This window comes from Pseudomonas sp. RIT778 (assembly GCF_019718735.1).
Taxonomy (GTDB): domain Bacteria; phylum Pseudomonadota; class Gammaproteobacteria; order Pseudomonadales; family Pseudomonadaceae; genus Aquipseudomonas; species Aquipseudomonas aphyarum.
Genome location: NZ_JAIHBA010000029.1, coordinates 60,212 through 75,735 on the forward strand (window position 1 = coordinate 60,212; position 15,524 = coordinate 75,735).

A 15,524-nucleotide genomic window follows, 5' to 3' on the forward strand; every position below is an offset into this window, starting at 1 on the left:
ACCGGCACGCCGCAGTTGACGAAGATCAAGCATGAGCGTTCGATAGGGACCTTCCCAAATGACCCAAGGAGTAGGCAGATGGCCAAGCGAATCCAGTTCCGCGCCCACGGCGGCCCCGAAGTGCTCGAGTACGTTGACTATCAACCCGCCGAACCCGGTCCGCAGCAGGTTCGCGTGAGCAACAAGGCCATCGGCCTGAACTTCATCGACACCTACTATCGCAGCGGTCTGTACGCACCACCGGCGTTGCCGTCGGGCGTGGGTGCGGAAGGCGCCGGTATTGTCGAGGCCGTTGGCAGCGAGGTCACTCGGTTCAAGGTCGGTGACCGCGTAGCTTATGGCAGCGGTCCGCTGGGTGCATACAGCGACGTCCACGTCCTGCCGGAAGCGAATCTGGTGCACCTGCCGGACGCCATCAGCTTTGAAACCGCCGCCGGCGTGATGCTCAAGGGCCTGACCGTGCAATACCTGCTGCGCCAGACCTACGAACTCAAGGGTGGCGAAACTATTCTGTTCCACGCAGCGGCCGGCGGTGTCGGCTTGCTCGCCTGCCAATGGGCCAAAGCCCTGGGCGTGAAGCTGATCGGCACCGTCAGCTCGAAAGCGAAAGCCGATCTGGCCAAGGCCCATGGCGCCTGGGAAACCATCGACTACAGCCACGAAAACGTCGCCCAACGGGTGCTGGAATTGACCGACGGGAAAAAAGTCCCGGTGGTCTACGACGGCGTCGGCAAGGACACCTGGCCGGCTTCGCTGGACAGCGTGGCGCCCCGTGGCCTGCTGGTGAGCTTCGGCAACGCGTCGGGCGCGGTGGACGGCGTGAACCTGGGGATTCTGGCGGCGAAGGGTTCGCTGTACGTCACCCGGCCGACCCTGGCGACCTACGCCAACAACGCCGAAAACCTGCAGCGCATGGCCGACGAGCTGTTCGGGATGATCACCAGCGGCAAGCTGAAAGTGGATATCAGCCAGCGTTATCCACTGGCTGACGCGGCCAAAGCGCAGACCGAGCTGTCGGCGCGGCGAACCACGGGCTCCACTGTCCTGCTGCCCTGACCACCGATGACCTCGTCCCATCTTCATGACGGTGCCGGGGTCTGTTCAAACGTCACAAAAAACGGCGTCTTGCCGGCCAGGGTGGTTTCGAACTCCTGACGAGCAAGACGCTTCACCTCCAGCCCCAGCACACCGGGCAACCTGAGCAATGCGCTGGCCTGCCCTTCGACCTGCAACGCATCTTCAATGACGCTTCGTGTGTCGGCTGTCAGTGTGTCCTCAGCGAGGACCAGATGCATACGTGCTCCCTCGGGCTGTCGATCAATCTGCACCTGGACGTCTGTAGCGTTCAATCCAGGCAAAAGCTGCCGGAGTACGTGCAATACCTGTGACTGAGTGATGAGCGCGCCACCCAGCTTGATCGATGACTCGACCCGCCCCTCAAGGGCCAGAACCGGCATGGAACTGCCACAGGCACACTTCTTTACTGTGCGCAGGACTCGCCCACGATCCCCGATCCGGTAGCGCAACAGCGGCACGTGATCGGGCAGCAGTGGCGTCAGCAGAAACTCACCGGTTTGCTCTTCAGCCACAGCTTGGAGGGTCAGCGGATCAACCACTTCGAGCAGCATGGCGTCGGCATGCAGGTGATAAAAACCGTGCTCCAGATGGGCGCACTGAAAACCGATGGGGCCGGTCTCCGTCGAGCTGTAGCCCAACGAGCGGATCTTCAGCGCCGGCCAGTCCCGGGCCAATTGGTCGCGCAGCGTTTTACTAGAAGGTTCTCCAATGTAGTAGAGCCACTTCAGGCTGCCCAATCCGGCTGTTTCATGATTGAACAAAGCAGCGGCGAAGGAGGGTGTGCATATCAACGCATCGGCCTTGTGTGTCTGAATCAGCTCGGCGACGCGCTGCACGCCCATCTGTGAACCGGCAGGCAACAAGCGTGCGCCAATGTGCTGGACGATGGCTGACGCGTATTGAAAAGCACCCTGCATTTCCCCGGCCGTCAGGCAGTTGATGACCGATTCAGGTCGTTCGTCCGTCACCCCGAACATCCGTGCTCCCAAGGGCACGATTGCAGCGTTGAACGCCCAGGAATGGCTGATCTGTTTGCGATTGCCGGTGCTGCCTCCCGAGGTCAGGGTCAGCCCGCCACCCGGTGCTCGATGTGAAGCTTCACCGAGCGCGGAAAACAGCCCGCCGCCGGACTCGTCTTCCACCGCCAGAACCGGCAATCGATGCAAATCGGCCAATCCCTGTACTTCAAGGATTCGCGGATACAGCGCATGGAACCATGGCAGTGAACGCGCGTGAGCCAATTTACGCGCGAAGGCCTCGGCCGATACATCCGTGACGAGTTCATTGCTCATGGCCGCGCCCTCCCTGACGAATGCCCAGCTCATCGAATCCGCTACGGACGGCGTTCGCCAGAGACTCCAACTGGTGCTGACTGTGGCTCGCGCTGATGGCCAGACGCAAAATCGCCTCGCCCTTGGCCACCACCGGAAACAACGCGGTAGTGACCGCCATACCTTGCCGGCGCAAATGCTGCGCCAGGCTGATCGCATCTCTCTCGGCCCCGACGCGGATAAAACGAATGGGGGACGCGACGTGATGATTGCCCAGCACTGGCCCCAGCAAACGGTCGATCGTGGCGATATTTCTCCACAACGCCACCTGCAACTGACCCAGTTCCGGCGACAAATGAATTTTCCCCGAAGCGACTGCCGCGCCCACCCCGCCAACGGACAATGGTCCGCCAAACGTATAGGTCGATGCATGGCGCCGAATCATCTCCGCATCGGCTTCGGTGCGCACAGTAATCGCCCCACCGGTTGCGCCGAAGGCCTTGGACAACGACGACAGCAGGATCAGCCGGCCACGCTGTCGTTCATCCGCCGCGTCCAGCGCGTAACCACCTCCGGCCACGCCATGGATCGAGGTACCGTGGGCGTCATCCGCATAGAGATAACCGTCGAAACGCTCCGCCAGTTGCAGCAGGCGATTGATCGGGTACACACCGCGCATCGAGCCAATGCTATCGGTCAGGATGATGGGCGTATTACCCGCCGCGACTGCCGTCGAGCACGCTTCTTCCACCTGCTCTACATCGCTGCAATCGCGGCGCTGTATCGGCCCGAATTGCCAGAGAATGCCTTGCAGCACTTGCATCGAAGCATGAGCGCCACGGTCGACAATCCAGCACGGGCCACGACGCATGGGATACGAAGGCATCTCACCGGAGCCGAGCAGCGGCAGACAACCAAGATGCGCACTGCCCACCGAGTTGAAGGTGACCGTATGCCCCTGAAATATCCGGTTGAGCAGTTCATCCAGCTCACGCATGGGTGGCAACAGGGCCCGGGTTCGTGCGGCGGCGAACTGCACGCCGAAAGACTCCACGGCGCTCACCGCTCCTTGGATCAAGCGAGGATCACACTCAAGCCCCAGATAAGAACACGAGAGAAACTCGGTCAGCCGTTCACCGCTTTCGAGCTTGATCTCTTTGCCTTCACGTTTAGCCAGCTTCAGGCCATTCAGCCCCGCATCGAATAGCTGTTGCTGATCGTCACGCGCTTGCCGGACACGGTTTTTGACCCAATTGACGGTCGGTTGAAAAGTGTTCATCGGGATACCTGCAAAGAGGGTGTGCGGCGATAGACCTGGACATGCCAGAGCTGGGTTTTTTCTCGCGCAATGTCTGCCTGGTACTGTTGGGTGATGTCGCAGAAACCTGCGCAATCGGGCCGCACCACATGCAAATGCCCCCGCATGACCACTTGTGCGTTTTCCGACAGAGCTGGAGCCAGGCGCTGCAGGACATTTTTTCCGGCCGCTTCGGGCATAAAGGAAGGCACGTCCGACAGCGATACGAAATCGATGGCTGTTTCCCCGGCAACACAGTCGAGGATGTCGGCCTGCACCACACGTAACTCGCACTGCTGAAGTCCCTCACGAGCCCGCTGGAAAATTGCAGGATCGCACTCCAGCGGAAAGCCTTGTGGATAACGCAGCTCACCGAAAAACAGCATTTGCAGGAAAAAGCTCTCGCGGACCACCTGAGTGGTGAACAACGTATGGAAAATTTCCAGATACGCCGCGCGGGAGCTGATCCCCAGGTTGTTGGGTGGAAACGCGCCTTTGTACAGCAGCGAATTGAGGACTGCTGCGTTTCCCAGCAAAGCGATCACGGCTTTCCAGCGCTTGAGCGGAAAGCGGTTTCGGTAATATTCCGTTTGCTCCTCGAGCTGGCTGAACTGAAAAATGCCCCGGCCAGCCTTGCCGGTAAACAGTCCGGTGATCTTCGCCAACCGCTTCAAGGTCTGCTCGAATGCGCCCATGTAAATCGGTGCTTCCCAACGTCGGAACTGGAAGAACGCGGAAAGCCAGCGACGATCCGCCGACGGTAAAACCAGTTGCTGGAAAATGGAGCGGCGTCGCGCCCGCATACTTTCCATTCGATAGCCCATGAACGCCATGAACGACTCGTGATCGGTCTGTTCCAGCAGGGCAAAACGCAATCGGGTGAACGCCAGTTGCGGCGCGCTGATATCGGTACAGGTCATGCGTGCCGGGGCGGCGGCCAATAAAGGCAACAGCCGGCCGCCGCATCCGGCGATACCCAGCACGTGTCCGGCACGTCTGGGCAGGATCGCGTACTCAAGCGCGGTGTCCTCATCCCCGAGCGTGTAGTTGAGCCGGTCGAAATAATCAGCCATGTCTGCCTCCAGCCATCTGATCTGAACATGGGCAGGCGGCCTTCATTGGTTGTCCAGCGCATGGAGGAAGTCATAGCGGGGCGCCAGCCCGTTTTGCCAGGCCTCGAACTGCTGATAAACCGCCTCGAGCATGTTGCCGGTCAGGCGCAGGCTGGTTTCCATCACAGTGGCTATCGCATCCCAGTCTTCCTGACGCTTGCAGGTGCGCTGCAGCATCAATTTGATTTCGTTGAAGTGCTCGATATCAATGTCGGAATGCGCAATGAAGAAGGTCAGTTGCGCGGGTTTGAGCGCCAGCGTTTCACTCAGGCTATCAATGAGGGGAGTGATGAACTGGTAGGCGTTTTCTGCCCAATAACTATAACCAAGCCGTTGTAGCGGGTTACCGGTAAAGGAAATCCAATATAAATAAGCGATCAGCACATCAGTGGCCGGTAGTGCAGGCGGAATATCAAACACTTCATTCTTCAAACCAAGGCTCATGACATCATGCAGTGCCATTTTTTCATGACCGACTTCCTGTGCCGCATGTTCAAAGCAGAACTTGGCATACACCGGATTATCCGCATGTCTAACACCCACCAGTCCTTGATTTCGCGCATTGTGCGCCGTGTAGTGAAAAGTCTGGATCATATAGATCGCATATAAGGCTCTTGAAACGCTACCTTCGCGGATGGCATTCACCAACCGCGAACTTTCCAGAATATCGGCCCATGACTTTTCGATTCGCTCATCGAGCAGGCTTAATTGCTGTTCAAAACTGAGAGGCGTATTCATCAACGGGGGTCTCCAATGGGTTAGCGAGCAGGTGGGCGGACTGTTGAAGTGCTGTGAGGATTTGCTGCCATTGAGCCGAGAGCAGCCAGTAATCGCCGCGTTGGCGTTGTTCGATACGCAGGGCGTCGGTGGTGATGGGCGTCAGGCCGAAGCGCTGGAACAGTCGCCGCTGCGGTGATCGGCAGAGCGCGGTAACGCCCTCATAACCCCGCGTGACCGCCCATTCCGTGGCAGCGGCCAGCAGGCCGTTGATCGACATGGGGAACTGAGTTTGCGAGTGACTGATCAAGCGACTGAACTCGACATGGCGCGACAGCGTCGTGGCGGGAGACAGTTGCTGCTGCGCCAGTGAGGCCCATTCGAACGGCGCAGGGGTCACTCTCAATACGGCCGTGGGCCTGTCGTGCTGATACAACAGAAAGTGGGTACTGCGCGAAATAATCGCCAGGCGTGTTTCAAGTGACCTGGCTCTGGGTGTCAACATGTAGTGTTGCAATCGCAATCGAAAATGACGGGAAACAAACCGTTCAAACTCTCGTGTATCTGATCCTACTTCAAGAATAACGATGCGATAGTTTTCATGACGCCTTTTAAAGGTCGTCTGAATCTCCTGCAGATAATCCGTTAATTGCGAATCCCTGATATCCATTTCTTCTCCGCAGCCGTTAACTTTTCGAAGTTTTCTGAGCGCATTGAAATAATGAATGGTTTTAGAAAAATCGCCACTGTGTGGCTTCTGAGAATAACGTCGGAAAAATTACAACAATTGAATACTTAAAGATTCATCTGACGTAGAAAGGAAAAATTCAAACAAAACGCGGGGCTATAACTTCAGCTAAATGAAGGAAAAATCGCAGGCACGCGTAGTACTCCTCGCCATGAAAGCCGAGGAGTACTCACGAAATTAACCACGGGTGGTATCAGGCCGGGCGCACGATATTGCCGGTGGCCAGATCCCGAATCAGGCTCGGGTTCTTGCGACCGCCAAGCGCTCCGCCGAGCACCAGATCGACCTGACCTCGGAAATATTGCTCGACCCGCAAGCGACTCTTCGCCGCCGGCCGCCCCTGCGGATTGGCCGACGTCGAAATCAACGGCCCTACCAGCGAGCACAGATCCCGCACCTGCGGATGATCGCTGACCCGCAGTGCCACGGTGTCATGCACCCCGGTCACCCACTCCGGCAGCAGGTTCTGGTGCGGCACCAGCCAAGTGTTCGGGCCCGGCCAGGTGCTGGCCATGCGGTCGATCCAGCCCTGGGGGAAATCCTCGAACAGAAAATCGAACTGACGAATGTTGTCGGCAACCAGGATCAGCCCCTTGTCCACCGAACGGTTCTTGATCGCCAACAGACGATCCACCGCTTCTTCATTCCAAGGATCGCACCCCAGCCCCCAGACGGCTTCGGTTGGATAGGCAATCACCGCCCCGGCGCGAATCTCTCGTGCGGCTTGTTGCACACGCCAACTGTTGACCATGAAAAACTCTCCGCAAACAGGTTTCGCGCAGTTTACCGATCTTCAATGCAAAACCTAGCTCACGCGCGCAAACCAGCGGCCGTTTTCACACACCGCGCGGCCATCCATCTCCAGTTCGGTCAGCGCCGCCAGCACTTTGGGCAGCGCCCAGCCACTGCTGTCGGCCAGGCCCTCGCTGGTGTGCGGCGCCGCGTGCAGCAAGCTCAACAACCGGTTCTCCGGATTCGCTGCGGCGGTGGATACCGGCAGATGCTGCCAGCCGCGCAGGGCTTCGAGAATGTGCTCGATGGTTTCCACCAGCACGGCGCCGTCACGGATCAGTTGATGACAGCCCCGGGCGCCGGGGTGATGAATCGAACCGGGAATGGCGTACACCTCGCGCCCCTGTTCCGCCGCCAGCCGTGCGGTGATCAACGAACCACTGGCGACACTGGCCTCGACCACCAGCACGCCGAGGGACAAACCGCTGATGATCCGGTTGCGTCTCGGGAAGTTGCTCGCCGTCGGCCCGGTGTCCAGAGGGAATTCCGAAAGCACTGCGCTGCCGGACGCAATCATCACGTCCGCCAGCCGCCGGTTGCGCTGTGGATAAAAGTTTTCCAGACCGGTACCGAGCACGCCGACCGTTTGCCCGCCGATGTCGACAGCGGCTTGATGCGCCGCGGCATCGATGCCCAGCGCCAGACCGCTGGTGATGACGAATCCGGCCCCCGCGAGACTGCGGGAAAACGCAGCGGCAGTGTCCATGCCCGGGCGGGAGGCGCGGCGACTGCCGACCATCGCCAGTTGCGGTTTTTCCAGAATTCGTGGGTCGCCAGCGACAAACAGCAGGGGCGGTGGGTCGGGAATCTGCGCCAACAAAGCCGGATAATCCGGGTGATCCCACATCAGCAAATGTTGATCCGGACGCTCTAGCCAGCGCAATGCGTGGCTGGCGCCGTCGCGAACTTCAGGGCAGCGTCGGGCCTCGGCGCTGGCCGCCGGCAAACCCAGCGAGCGCCAGGCACTGGCGGGAGCGCTGATAGCCTTTGAGGCAGAGCCGAAGGCTTCGAGCAGTTTGGTGAAACGCTTGGGACCGATTTCCGGCAAGCGGTGCAGGCGCAGGCGCGCTTCCAGTTCCGCAGGCGAAACCGATGGAGAGACAGGCATCATCATGGATCATCCTTGATCGTTATAAGGCCCGAACCTTTCGGAACAAGCTGTGGATAACTCTGTTGGTAACTTGTGAAGCCAGCTAAGGATTTCGCACCTTGTCCAGCACCGCGAGCGAGCGCGATGCGTTCAGCACGAGGCCGTAACTGAGTTTGTCGTAGGTGCGGAACACCATCAGCAATCCGGCACGTTCATCGGGGATTTTCAGCGGCTGGCCAGTGATCCGGTCACGCACGGTTTCGCCGGTTTTCATCACCACCAGCACGTTGCCCTCGGCCAGGCCGTCGCGTTTGCCCTTGTTCAGGGTCACCACGTCCATCGCGCCGATCTGTGTGACGCCGCGCGGCACATCGATGATCAGGCCGTTGATGTCGGTGGTGGGAGCGCTGGGCATGAAGGTCGAGTTTATCGAACGCTCTTCGCCGCTGAACAAGCGGTCGCCCAGGCGCACTTCCTGAGTCGTGCGTTGCAGGGCGAGGGTGGCGACGTCACCTTCAGTGGCGACAATCTCACCGCCGCCGATGTCGTCGGCGTTGATCCCCAGAAACTCCTTGCTCTGCGGATCGGTGTAGACCTTGCCCTGGCGGAAGATGCCGTAGACCGGCTGGTTCGGGTCGAAATGGCCACGGGCGAAGATCCGGTCGCCGGTGCCGCTGAGCACCCGTTCGGCATCGCCGGCGACGATGTACGGCGCCTTGTCGAAGTCCTCGACCTTGTCGACGATGCGGTTGCTCAGCAGAAAGCTGTTAATGGATTTGAGCGGAATGCTCGGAATCGCCTCGGCTACCGGACTGGTGCGGATGCGCGGCGACAGCTTGATGGTGCCGCGCGACTCGCCGCGATTGACGGTCAGGCGCGGCTGACCGTTGACGTAACTGAGCGTCAGCGTGTCGCCCGGATAGATCAGGTTAGGGTTTTCGATCTGCGGATTGGCCCGCCACAGCTGCGGCCACTGCCAGGGTTCGCGCAAATATTTACCGGAGATGTCCCAGAGCGTATCCCCCGAAACCACCGTGTATTGCTGTGGAAAACCTTCCTTGAGTTGCACTTGCCCGTGCGCGGCGCCGGCCGAGGCCAGAAACAGCAGGGCGAGTAGTGATTTCCTCATGCGGTGAATCCCTTTATTATGTGCGTTCGCGTGAAACGCCAGAGCCCCCGTGGCTCGCTCCCTGCTCTATGCTGAAAATCAAGGAGCTACGTTTCACAACGGTAGCCTGCATCTTCGGACCCGCCAGGCCATCGCCCGACTTTACCTCACACGTGCAGCAATCAAGCTTATGGCCATTTTGAACATCCTCGAATTTCCGGACCCGCGTCTGCGCACTATCGCCAAACCTGTGGCTGTAGTGGACGACGAAGTGCGTCAGCTGGTCGATGACATGTTTGAAACAATGTATGAAGCGCCGGGCATCGGCCTTGCCGCGACCCAGGTCAACGTGCACAAACGTATCGTCGTGATGGACCTTTCCGAAGACCGCACCGAACCGCGGGTGTTCATCAACCCCGAGTTCGAATCGCTGACCGACGAAATGGAGCAATACCAGGAAGGCTGCCTCTCGGTGCCGGGTTTCTACGAAAACGTCGACCGCCCGCAGAAGGTCAAGATCAAGGCTCTGGACCGTGACGGCAAGCCTTATGAACTGATCGCCGAAGGCCTGCTCGCGGTGTGCATCCAGCACGAATGCGACCACCTCAACGGCAAGTTGTTCGTCGATTACCTGTCCACGCTCAAACGCGACCGGATCAAGAAGAAACTGGAAAAGCAGCACCGCCAGAACGCTTGATGCCCCTCTCCAAAGGCTTGCTGCGGCAAGCCTTTTTCTTTTTATGAGACTCCCCCATGACTGAGCCACTGCGCATCGTTTTTGCCGGCACCCCGGAATTCGCCGCCGAACACCTCAAGGCCCTGCTGGACAGCCTTTACGAGATCGTTGCGGTCTACACCCAACCGGATCGCCCGGCCGGTCGTGGGCAAAAACTGATGCCGAGCCCGGTCAAACAGTTAGCGTTGGAAAACAATATCCAGGTGTTGCAGCCGCCGACCCTGCGCAACGCCGACGCTCAGGCCGAGCTCGCTGCACTGAAGCCTGACTTGATGGTGGTGGTCGCCTACGGCCTGATCCTGCCGCAAGCGGTGCTGGATATTCCGCGCCTGGGTTGCATCAACAGCCACGCCTCGCTGCTGCCACGCTGGCGCGGTGCGGCGCCGATCCAGCGCGCCGTGGAAGCGGGCGACGCCGAAAGCGGCGTGACCGTGATGCGCATGGAGGCCGGCCTCGATACCGGGCCGATGCTGCTCAAGGTCGTGACCCCGATCAGCGCCGAAGACACCGGCGGCAGCCTCCATGATCGCCTAGCCGAAATGGGCCCGCCCGCCGTGGTGCAGGCGATTGCCGGTCTGGCCGCCGGCACCCTGGAAGGCGAAGTGCAGAATGATGAACTCGCCACCTACGCGCACAAACTGAACAAGGACGAAGCGCGCATCGACTGGAGCCGCCCGGCCGTTGAGCTGGAACGTCTGGTCCGTGCCTTCAATCCATGGCCGATCACCCACAGCACGCTCAACGGAGAAGCGCTGAAAGTGCTGGCGGCGACACTCGCCGAGGGTAAAGGCGCACCGGGCACGATTCTCGGCGCCAGCAAGGACGGTCTGCTTGTCGCCTGTGGCGAACAGGCGCTGTGCCTGACCCGCCTGCAATTGCCCGGCGGCAAGGCGCTGAACTTCAGCGATCTGTTCAACAGCCGTCGTGAGAAATTCGCCACAGGCATCGTGCTGGGCGCAGCGGTGGACGCGCAATGAACCCGCGTCTGGCCGCCGCCAAGGCACTCGCCGCTGTCCTGAGCGGCAAGGCTTCGCTCAACAGCTCCCTGCCGACGCAACTGGACAAGGTCGAAGATCGCGATCGCGGTTTCACCCAGGACCTGGCGTTCGGCACCGCCCGTTGGCAGCCACGCTTGTCGGCGCTGGCGGAAAAACTGCTGCAGAAGCCGTTCAAGGCTGCCGACGCCGATGTCGAGGCATTGCTGCTGGTCGGCCTCTATCAACTGCTCTACACCCGCGTCCCGCCGCACGCCGCCATTGGCGAAACCGTCGGTTGCGCCGACAAGCTGAAAAAGCCGTGGGCCAAGGGCTTGCTCAACGCCGTACTGCGCAATGCCCAGCGCGAACATGAGGCGATCTTCGCCGAACTGGAACGCGATCCGGTGGTGCGCACCGCCCACCCGCGCTGGCTGCAAAAATCCCTGAAGGCCTTCTGGCCTGAGCAATGGGAAGCCATCTGCGAAGCCAACAACGCGCATCCGCCGATGATTCTGCGGGTCAACCGCCGTCATCACAGCCGTGACGCGTACCTGGGTCTGCTGACTGAAGCCGGGATCGCCGCGCAGCCGTGCACTTTCAGCCGCGACGGCATCGTGCTGGATGCTGCTGCCGATGTGCGCAGCCTGCCGGGTTTCGCCGAAGGCTGGATCAGCGTGCAGGACGAAGCCGCGCAACTGGCCGCCGACCTGCTCGACCTCGCGCCGGGCCAGCGAGTGCTGGACGCCTGCTGCGCGCCTGGCGGCAAGACGTGCCACATCCTCGAAGCCGAACCGGCACTGGCCGGCGTGGTGGCGGTGGATCTGGAAGCCAAGCGTCTGGTGCGGGTGAAAGAAAACCTCGAACGCCTCGGTCTGAATGCTGAACTGATCGCCGCCGACGGTCGCGACACGGCAGCCTGGTGGGACGGCAAGCCGTTCCAGCGCATCCTGCTTGACGCGCCGTGCTCGGCCACCGGGGTGATCCGCCGTCACCCGGACATCAAGCTGACCCGTCAGGCCGACGACATCGCCGCCCTCGCGCAACTGCAAGGCGAACTGCTCGACGCGATGTGGAAAACCCTCGAAGTGGGCGGCATCCTGCTGTACGCCACCTGCTCGACCTTGCCGACCGAGAACACCGAAGTGATCGCCGCGTTCCTTGAGCGTACGCCGGGCGCACGGGAGCTGGATCTGGCCACCGCCGCCGGGATCAAGCAGCCCCATGGTCGCCAATTGCTGGCCCGGCAGGGCGGGCATGACGGGTTCTACTACGCCAAGCTGATCAAGATCGCTGCCGCGCGCGGCTAAACGGATTCAATGGAGTGACTGGATGAAAATCATCATCCTCGGTGCGGGACAGGTCGGCGGTTCGCTGGCTGAACATCTGGCCAGCGAGGCCAACGACATCACGGTGGTCGACACTGACGGCGACCGTCTGCGCGATCTTGGCGATCGCCTCGACATCCGCACCGTGCAGGGCCGTGGCTCGTTGCCGAACATTCTGCGTCAGGCCGGTGCCGACGACGCCGACATGCTGGTCGCGGTGACCAACAGCGACGAAACCAACATGGTCGCCTGCCAGGTCGCCCACACCCTGTTCCACACCCCGACCAAGATTGCCCGGGTGCGCGAAGCGTCGTACCTGACCCGCGAGGAGCAACTGTTCCAGAACGAGGCGATTCCGGTAGACGTGCTGATCAGTCCCGAGCAGGTCGTCACCAACTACATCAAGCGACTGATCCAGCATCCCGGCGCCTTGCAGGTGATCGACTTCGCCGAAGGCCAGGCGCAACTCGTCGCGGTGCGCGCTTATTACGGCGGACCGCTGGTGGGGCAGCAACTGCGCCAGCTGCGCGAACACATGCCGAACGTGGAAACGCGAGTGGCCGCGATTTTCCGTCGTGACCGACCGATTCTTCCCCAGGGCGATACGGTGATCGAGGCGGACGACGAAGTCTTCTTCATCGCCGCCCGTGCGAACATTCGAGCCGTGATGAGCGAAATGCGCCGGCTCGATGAAAGCTACAAACGCATCGTCATCGCCGGCGGCGGGCAGATTGGCGAGCGGCTGGCCGAGGCCATCGAAAGCCGTTATCAGGTAAAGATCATCGAGATGAACCCGGCGCGCTGCCGTTATCTCTCCGATACCCTCGACAGCACCGTGGTGCTGCAGGGCAGCGCGTCGGATCGCGACCTGCTGCTGGAAGAGAACATTGCCGACGCAGACATCTTCCTTGCCCTGACCAACGATGACGAAGCCAACATCATGTCGTCGCTGCTGGCCAAGCGTCTGGGCGCGAAGAAGGTGATGACGATCATCAACAACCCGGCCTACGTCGACCTGATCCAGGGCGGCGACATCGACATCGCCATCAGCCCGCAACTGGCGACCATCGGCACCTTGCTGGCCCACGTGCGGCGCGGCGATATCGTCAGCGTGCACTCATTGCGTCGGGGCGCGGCGGAGGCCATCGAAGCAGTTGCTCATGGCGACTCGAAGTCGAGCAAGGTCATCGGCAAGGCCATCGAAAACATCGCGCTGCCGCCGGGGACCACCATCGGCGCGATCATCCGCGATGAAGAAGTGATCATTGCCCACGACGACACGGTGATTGCAGCGGGCGACCATGTGATTCTGTTCCTTGTGGATAAAAAGCATATTCGCGATGTGGAGAAGCTGTTCCACGTGGGCCTGAGTTTCTTCTGACCGACCAAGAGGCGAGACCGATGATCGAATCCCTGGAAAAAATGCTCGCCAAGGGTGTGGATAACTCGCTGCTGCGCTTCGGCCTCGGCAAGGGTTATCTGGATCTGGGGGAGAACGCGAAGGCGGCAGAGCATTTCCAGCGTTGCGTCGGCTTCGATCCGAAATACTCGGCGGCGTGGAAATTGTTGGGAAAGGCGCAGTTGGCGCTTGGGGATCTGCCAGCGGCACGACAGGCATGGGAGCAGGGGCTCGAAGCGGCCCGGGTCCATGGCGACAAGCAGGCCGAGAAGGAAATGACGGTGTTTCTGAAGAAGCTCGAACGGCAGAAGCCGTGACGGCTGTGGATAACCTGTTTGGTCAGGTTATCCACAAACGCCCATCGCCGATCAGTACCAGCGCGCCTCGCCCGGCGGACGCTTCTTGAAGCGTTTCATGCTCCACATGTACTGGCTCGGGTAAGCCGCCACATAACGCTCGACGACTTTACTCATCGCTGCGCAGGAGGTTTCGGTGTCGGTGCTGTACATGGCTTCCGGCGCCGCTTCGAGGATCACCTTGTAACCGGAACCGTCCGGCAGACGCAGGGCATGCAGGAACACCCCGACGGCTTTGCCGCCAGCGAGCATGTTCGGCACGAACTTGCTGGTCAGGGCCTGAGTCGCGAAGAAGGGCACGAAGATCCCGGCGGATTCGGCCGGTTCCGGGTCCGCTGGAATCCCCACCTGACCGCCCTTGCGCACTTCCTTGATGACGCTGAGGATGCCTTCCTTGGTCGACGCGGCGACTTTGTTGCCCAGTTGCACGCGTTGTTTGCGCAGCAATTCATCCACAGCCTTGAGCTTCGGCGGCCGGTAGAAAATGATCGGTTTGCACTGGCTGCAATAGAAGTGGTTAAGCACTTCCCAGTTGCCCAGGTGGCTGGTGATGCCGACCACGCCCTTGCCCGAGGCCAGCGCTTCTTTCAGCACTTCGAGGCCTTCGACTTCGCGCACCAGGTCGATGGAACGCTGGGCCGGCCAGATCCAGGCGCAGGCGCTTTCGGTCAGGGACTTGCCGATGTCTTTCAGGCTCTGGCCGACCAGACGCTCACGTTCGGCCGGGTCCATCTGTGGAAAACATTTGGCCAGGTTGATCCGCACCACATCGCGGGAACGGTTGGGGGTTTTCCACATGATCCAGCCGATCGCCGAACCCACGGCCTGCACGGCCCGCCACGGAAGCATGGCAAACAGCCGCAGAGCGCCAACCAGCATGGCGCCTTTAAACTTTTCCACAGGTCACTCCTGATCTTGTGCTGTGCGCGAGGCGGCCATTCTAACCGGCGTTGACGAGCTGCGCGTAGCGGTCGCAGTCCTGAGTGTGGTCCATGACCATGCCAGAGGCCTGCATCAGCGCGTAGCAGATGGTCGGACCGACGAAGGTGAAACCGGCCTTTTTCAGGCCTTTGCTCATGGCCACGGCTTGCGGGGTGATGGCCGGGACTTCGCTGCGATCCTTGAAATGATTGATCACCGGGCGGTTATCAACAAACGACCAGAGGAAGGTCACCGGATCTTCCAGCGCCAGCCAGGCCTGGGCGTTGCGCCGGGCGGCATTGAGCTTGAGGCGGTTGCGGATGATCCCCGGATCGAGCATCAATTCGTCGATTTCAGCGTCGCTCATCTGCGCCACGCGCTGTACGTCGAAGCCGAACAACACCTCGCGATACCGCTCGCGCTTGCGCAGCACGGTGATCCACGAAAGCCCGGCCTGGAACCCTTCGAGCAAAAGCAACTCGAACAAACCCTGCGCATCGCGTAGCGGCGTGCCCCACTCCTGATCGTGGTAAGCCATGTACAGCGGATCTTCGTTGCACCAAAAGCAGCGTGGCATAAGGCTCCAGGGGGTGGAGGT

At 60.6% G+C, this 15,524-nt stretch carries 16 protein-coding genes; 6 read left to right on the forward strand and 10 right to left on the reverse strand.

The window, feature by feature from the left end; translation table 11 throughout:
• The first annotated feature begins 78 nt into the window (after window positions 1–78).
• Complete coding sequence (locus tag K5E37_RS20430; protein WP_011331749.1) at window positions 79–1,056, forward strand: NADPH:quinone reductase; 978 nt, start codon at window positions 79–81, stop codon at window positions 1,054–1,056.
• 23 nt (window positions 1,057–1,079) lie between these two features.
• Here K5E37_RS20430 and K5E37_RS20435 read toward each other — a convergent pair whose 3' ends face one another.
• The 8 genes from K5E37_RS20435 to K5E37_RS20470 form a co-directional block, all read right to left on the reverse strand.
• Complete coding sequence (locus K5E37_RS20435) at window positions 1,080–2,369, reverse strand: phenylacetate--CoA ligase family protein (RefSeq protein WP_221534982.1); 1,290 nt, start codon at window positions 2,367–2,369, stop codon at window positions 1,080–1,082.
• Window positions 2,359–3,627 carry an aminotransferase class I/II-fold pyridoxal phosphate-dependent enzyme gene (locus K5E37_RS20440; protein ID WP_221534983.1) on the reverse strand — a complete coding sequence of 423 codons (1,269 nt, stop codon included), beginning with the start codon at window positions 3,625–3,627 and terminating at the stop codon, window positions 2,359–2,361. The genes K5E37_RS20435 and K5E37_RS20440 overlap by 11 nt, the downstream gene beginning before the upstream one ends.
• Window positions 3,624–4,718, reverse strand: a complete 1,095-nt coding sequence (locus tag K5E37_RS20445) for a DUF3419 family protein (RefSeq protein ID WP_221534984.1) — start codon at window positions 4,716–4,718, stop codon at window positions 3,624–3,626. The genes K5E37_RS20440 and K5E37_RS20445 overlap by 4 nt, the downstream gene beginning before the upstream one ends.
• 42 nt (window positions 4,719–4,760) lie before the next feature.
• Entirely contained in the window at window positions 4,761–5,495 is a 735-nt protein-coding gene (locus K5E37_RS20450) for an iron-containing redox enzyme family protein (protein WP_221534985.1), read from the reverse strand.
• The gene (locus K5E37_RS20455; RefSeq protein WP_221534986.1) at window positions 5,473–6,144 is read right to left on the reverse strand and encodes a hypothetical protein; all 672 of its coding nucleotides are present in this window, start codon (window positions 6,142–6,144) and stop codon (window positions 5,473–5,475) included. The genes K5E37_RS20450 and K5E37_RS20455 overlap by 23 nt, the downstream gene beginning before the upstream one ends.
• Before the next feature lie 271 nt (window positions 6,145–6,415).
• The gene (locus tag K5E37_RS20460) at window positions 6,416–6,973 is read right to left on the reverse strand and encodes an L-threonylcarbamoyladenylate synthase (protein WP_221534987.1); all 558 of its coding nucleotides are present in this window, start codon (window positions 6,971–6,973) and stop codon (window positions 6,416–6,418) included.
• A gap of 54 nt (window positions 6,974–7,027) precedes the next feature.
• Window positions 7,028–8,128, reverse strand: coding sequence for a DNA-processing protein DprA (gene dprA, locus K5E37_RS20465; RefSeq protein WP_221534988.1), 1,101 nt, complete (start codon window positions 8,126–8,128; stop codon window positions 7,028–7,030).
• 79 nt (window positions 8,129–8,207) lie between these two features.
• On the reverse strand, window positions 8,208–9,233 hold the full coding sequence (locus tag K5E37_RS20470; protein WP_007954103.1) for a LysM peptidoglycan-binding domain-containing protein: 1,026 nt from the start codon (window positions 9,231–9,233) through the stop codon (window positions 8,208–8,210).
• 169 nt (window positions 9,234–9,402) lie between these two features.
• Between K5E37_RS20470 and def the strand changes: the two genes are divergently transcribed.
• From def to K5E37_RS20495, 5 genes are read left to right on the forward strand one after another with little or no spacing between them, the layout of a single operon-like run.
• The gene (gene def, locus K5E37_RS20475) at window positions 9,403–9,909 is read left to right on the forward strand and encodes a peptide deformylase (protein WP_007954104.1); all 507 of its coding nucleotides are present in this window, start codon (window positions 9,403–9,405) and stop codon (window positions 9,907–9,909) included.
• Window positions 9,910–9,965: 56 nt separating this feature from the next.
• Complete coding sequence (fmt, locus tag K5E37_RS20480) at window positions 9,966–10,925, forward strand: methionyl-tRNA formyltransferase (protein ID WP_221534989.1); 960 nt, start codon at window positions 9,966–9,968, stop codon at window positions 10,923–10,925.
• Window positions 10,922–12,232, forward strand: a complete 1,311-nt coding sequence (gene rsmB / locus K5E37_RS20485; RefSeq protein WP_085606336.1) for a 16S rRNA (cytosine(967)-C(5))-methyltransferase RsmB — start codon at window positions 10,922–10,924, stop codon at window positions 12,230–12,232. The genes fmt and rsmB overlap by 4 nt, the downstream gene beginning before the upstream one ends.
• Window positions 12,233–12,254: 22 nt before the next feature.
• Window positions 12,255–13,631, forward strand: coding sequence for a Trk system potassium transporter TrkA (gene trkA / locus K5E37_RS20490; protein WP_085606334.1), 1,377 nt, complete (start codon window positions 12,255–12,257; stop codon window positions 13,629–13,631).
• Window positions 13,632–13,651: 20 nt separating this feature from the next.
• Complete coding sequence (locus tag K5E37_RS20495; protein WP_085606332.1) at window positions 13,652–13,966, forward strand: tetratricopeptide repeat protein; 315 nt, start codon at window positions 13,652–13,654, stop codon at window positions 13,964–13,966.
• Between the two features lie 51 nt (window positions 13,967–14,017).
• On the opposite strand, the gene K5E37_RS20500 is transcribed toward K5E37_RS20495, so the two are convergent.
• A complete protein-coding gene (locus K5E37_RS20500) occupies window positions 14,018–14,905 on the reverse strand; it encodes a lysophospholipid acyltransferase (protein WP_085606330.1) in 888 nt (295 codons plus the stop codon).
• Between the two features lie 40 nt (window positions 14,906–14,945).
• Window positions 14,946–15,503 carry a DNA-3-methyladenine glycosylase I gene (tag, locus tag K5E37_RS20505; RefSeq protein WP_085606328.1) on the reverse strand — a complete coding sequence of 186 codons (558 nt, stop codon included), beginning with the start codon at window positions 15,501–15,503 and terminating at the stop codon, window positions 14,946–14,948.
• Window positions 15,504–15,524 lie beyond the last annotated feature (21 nt).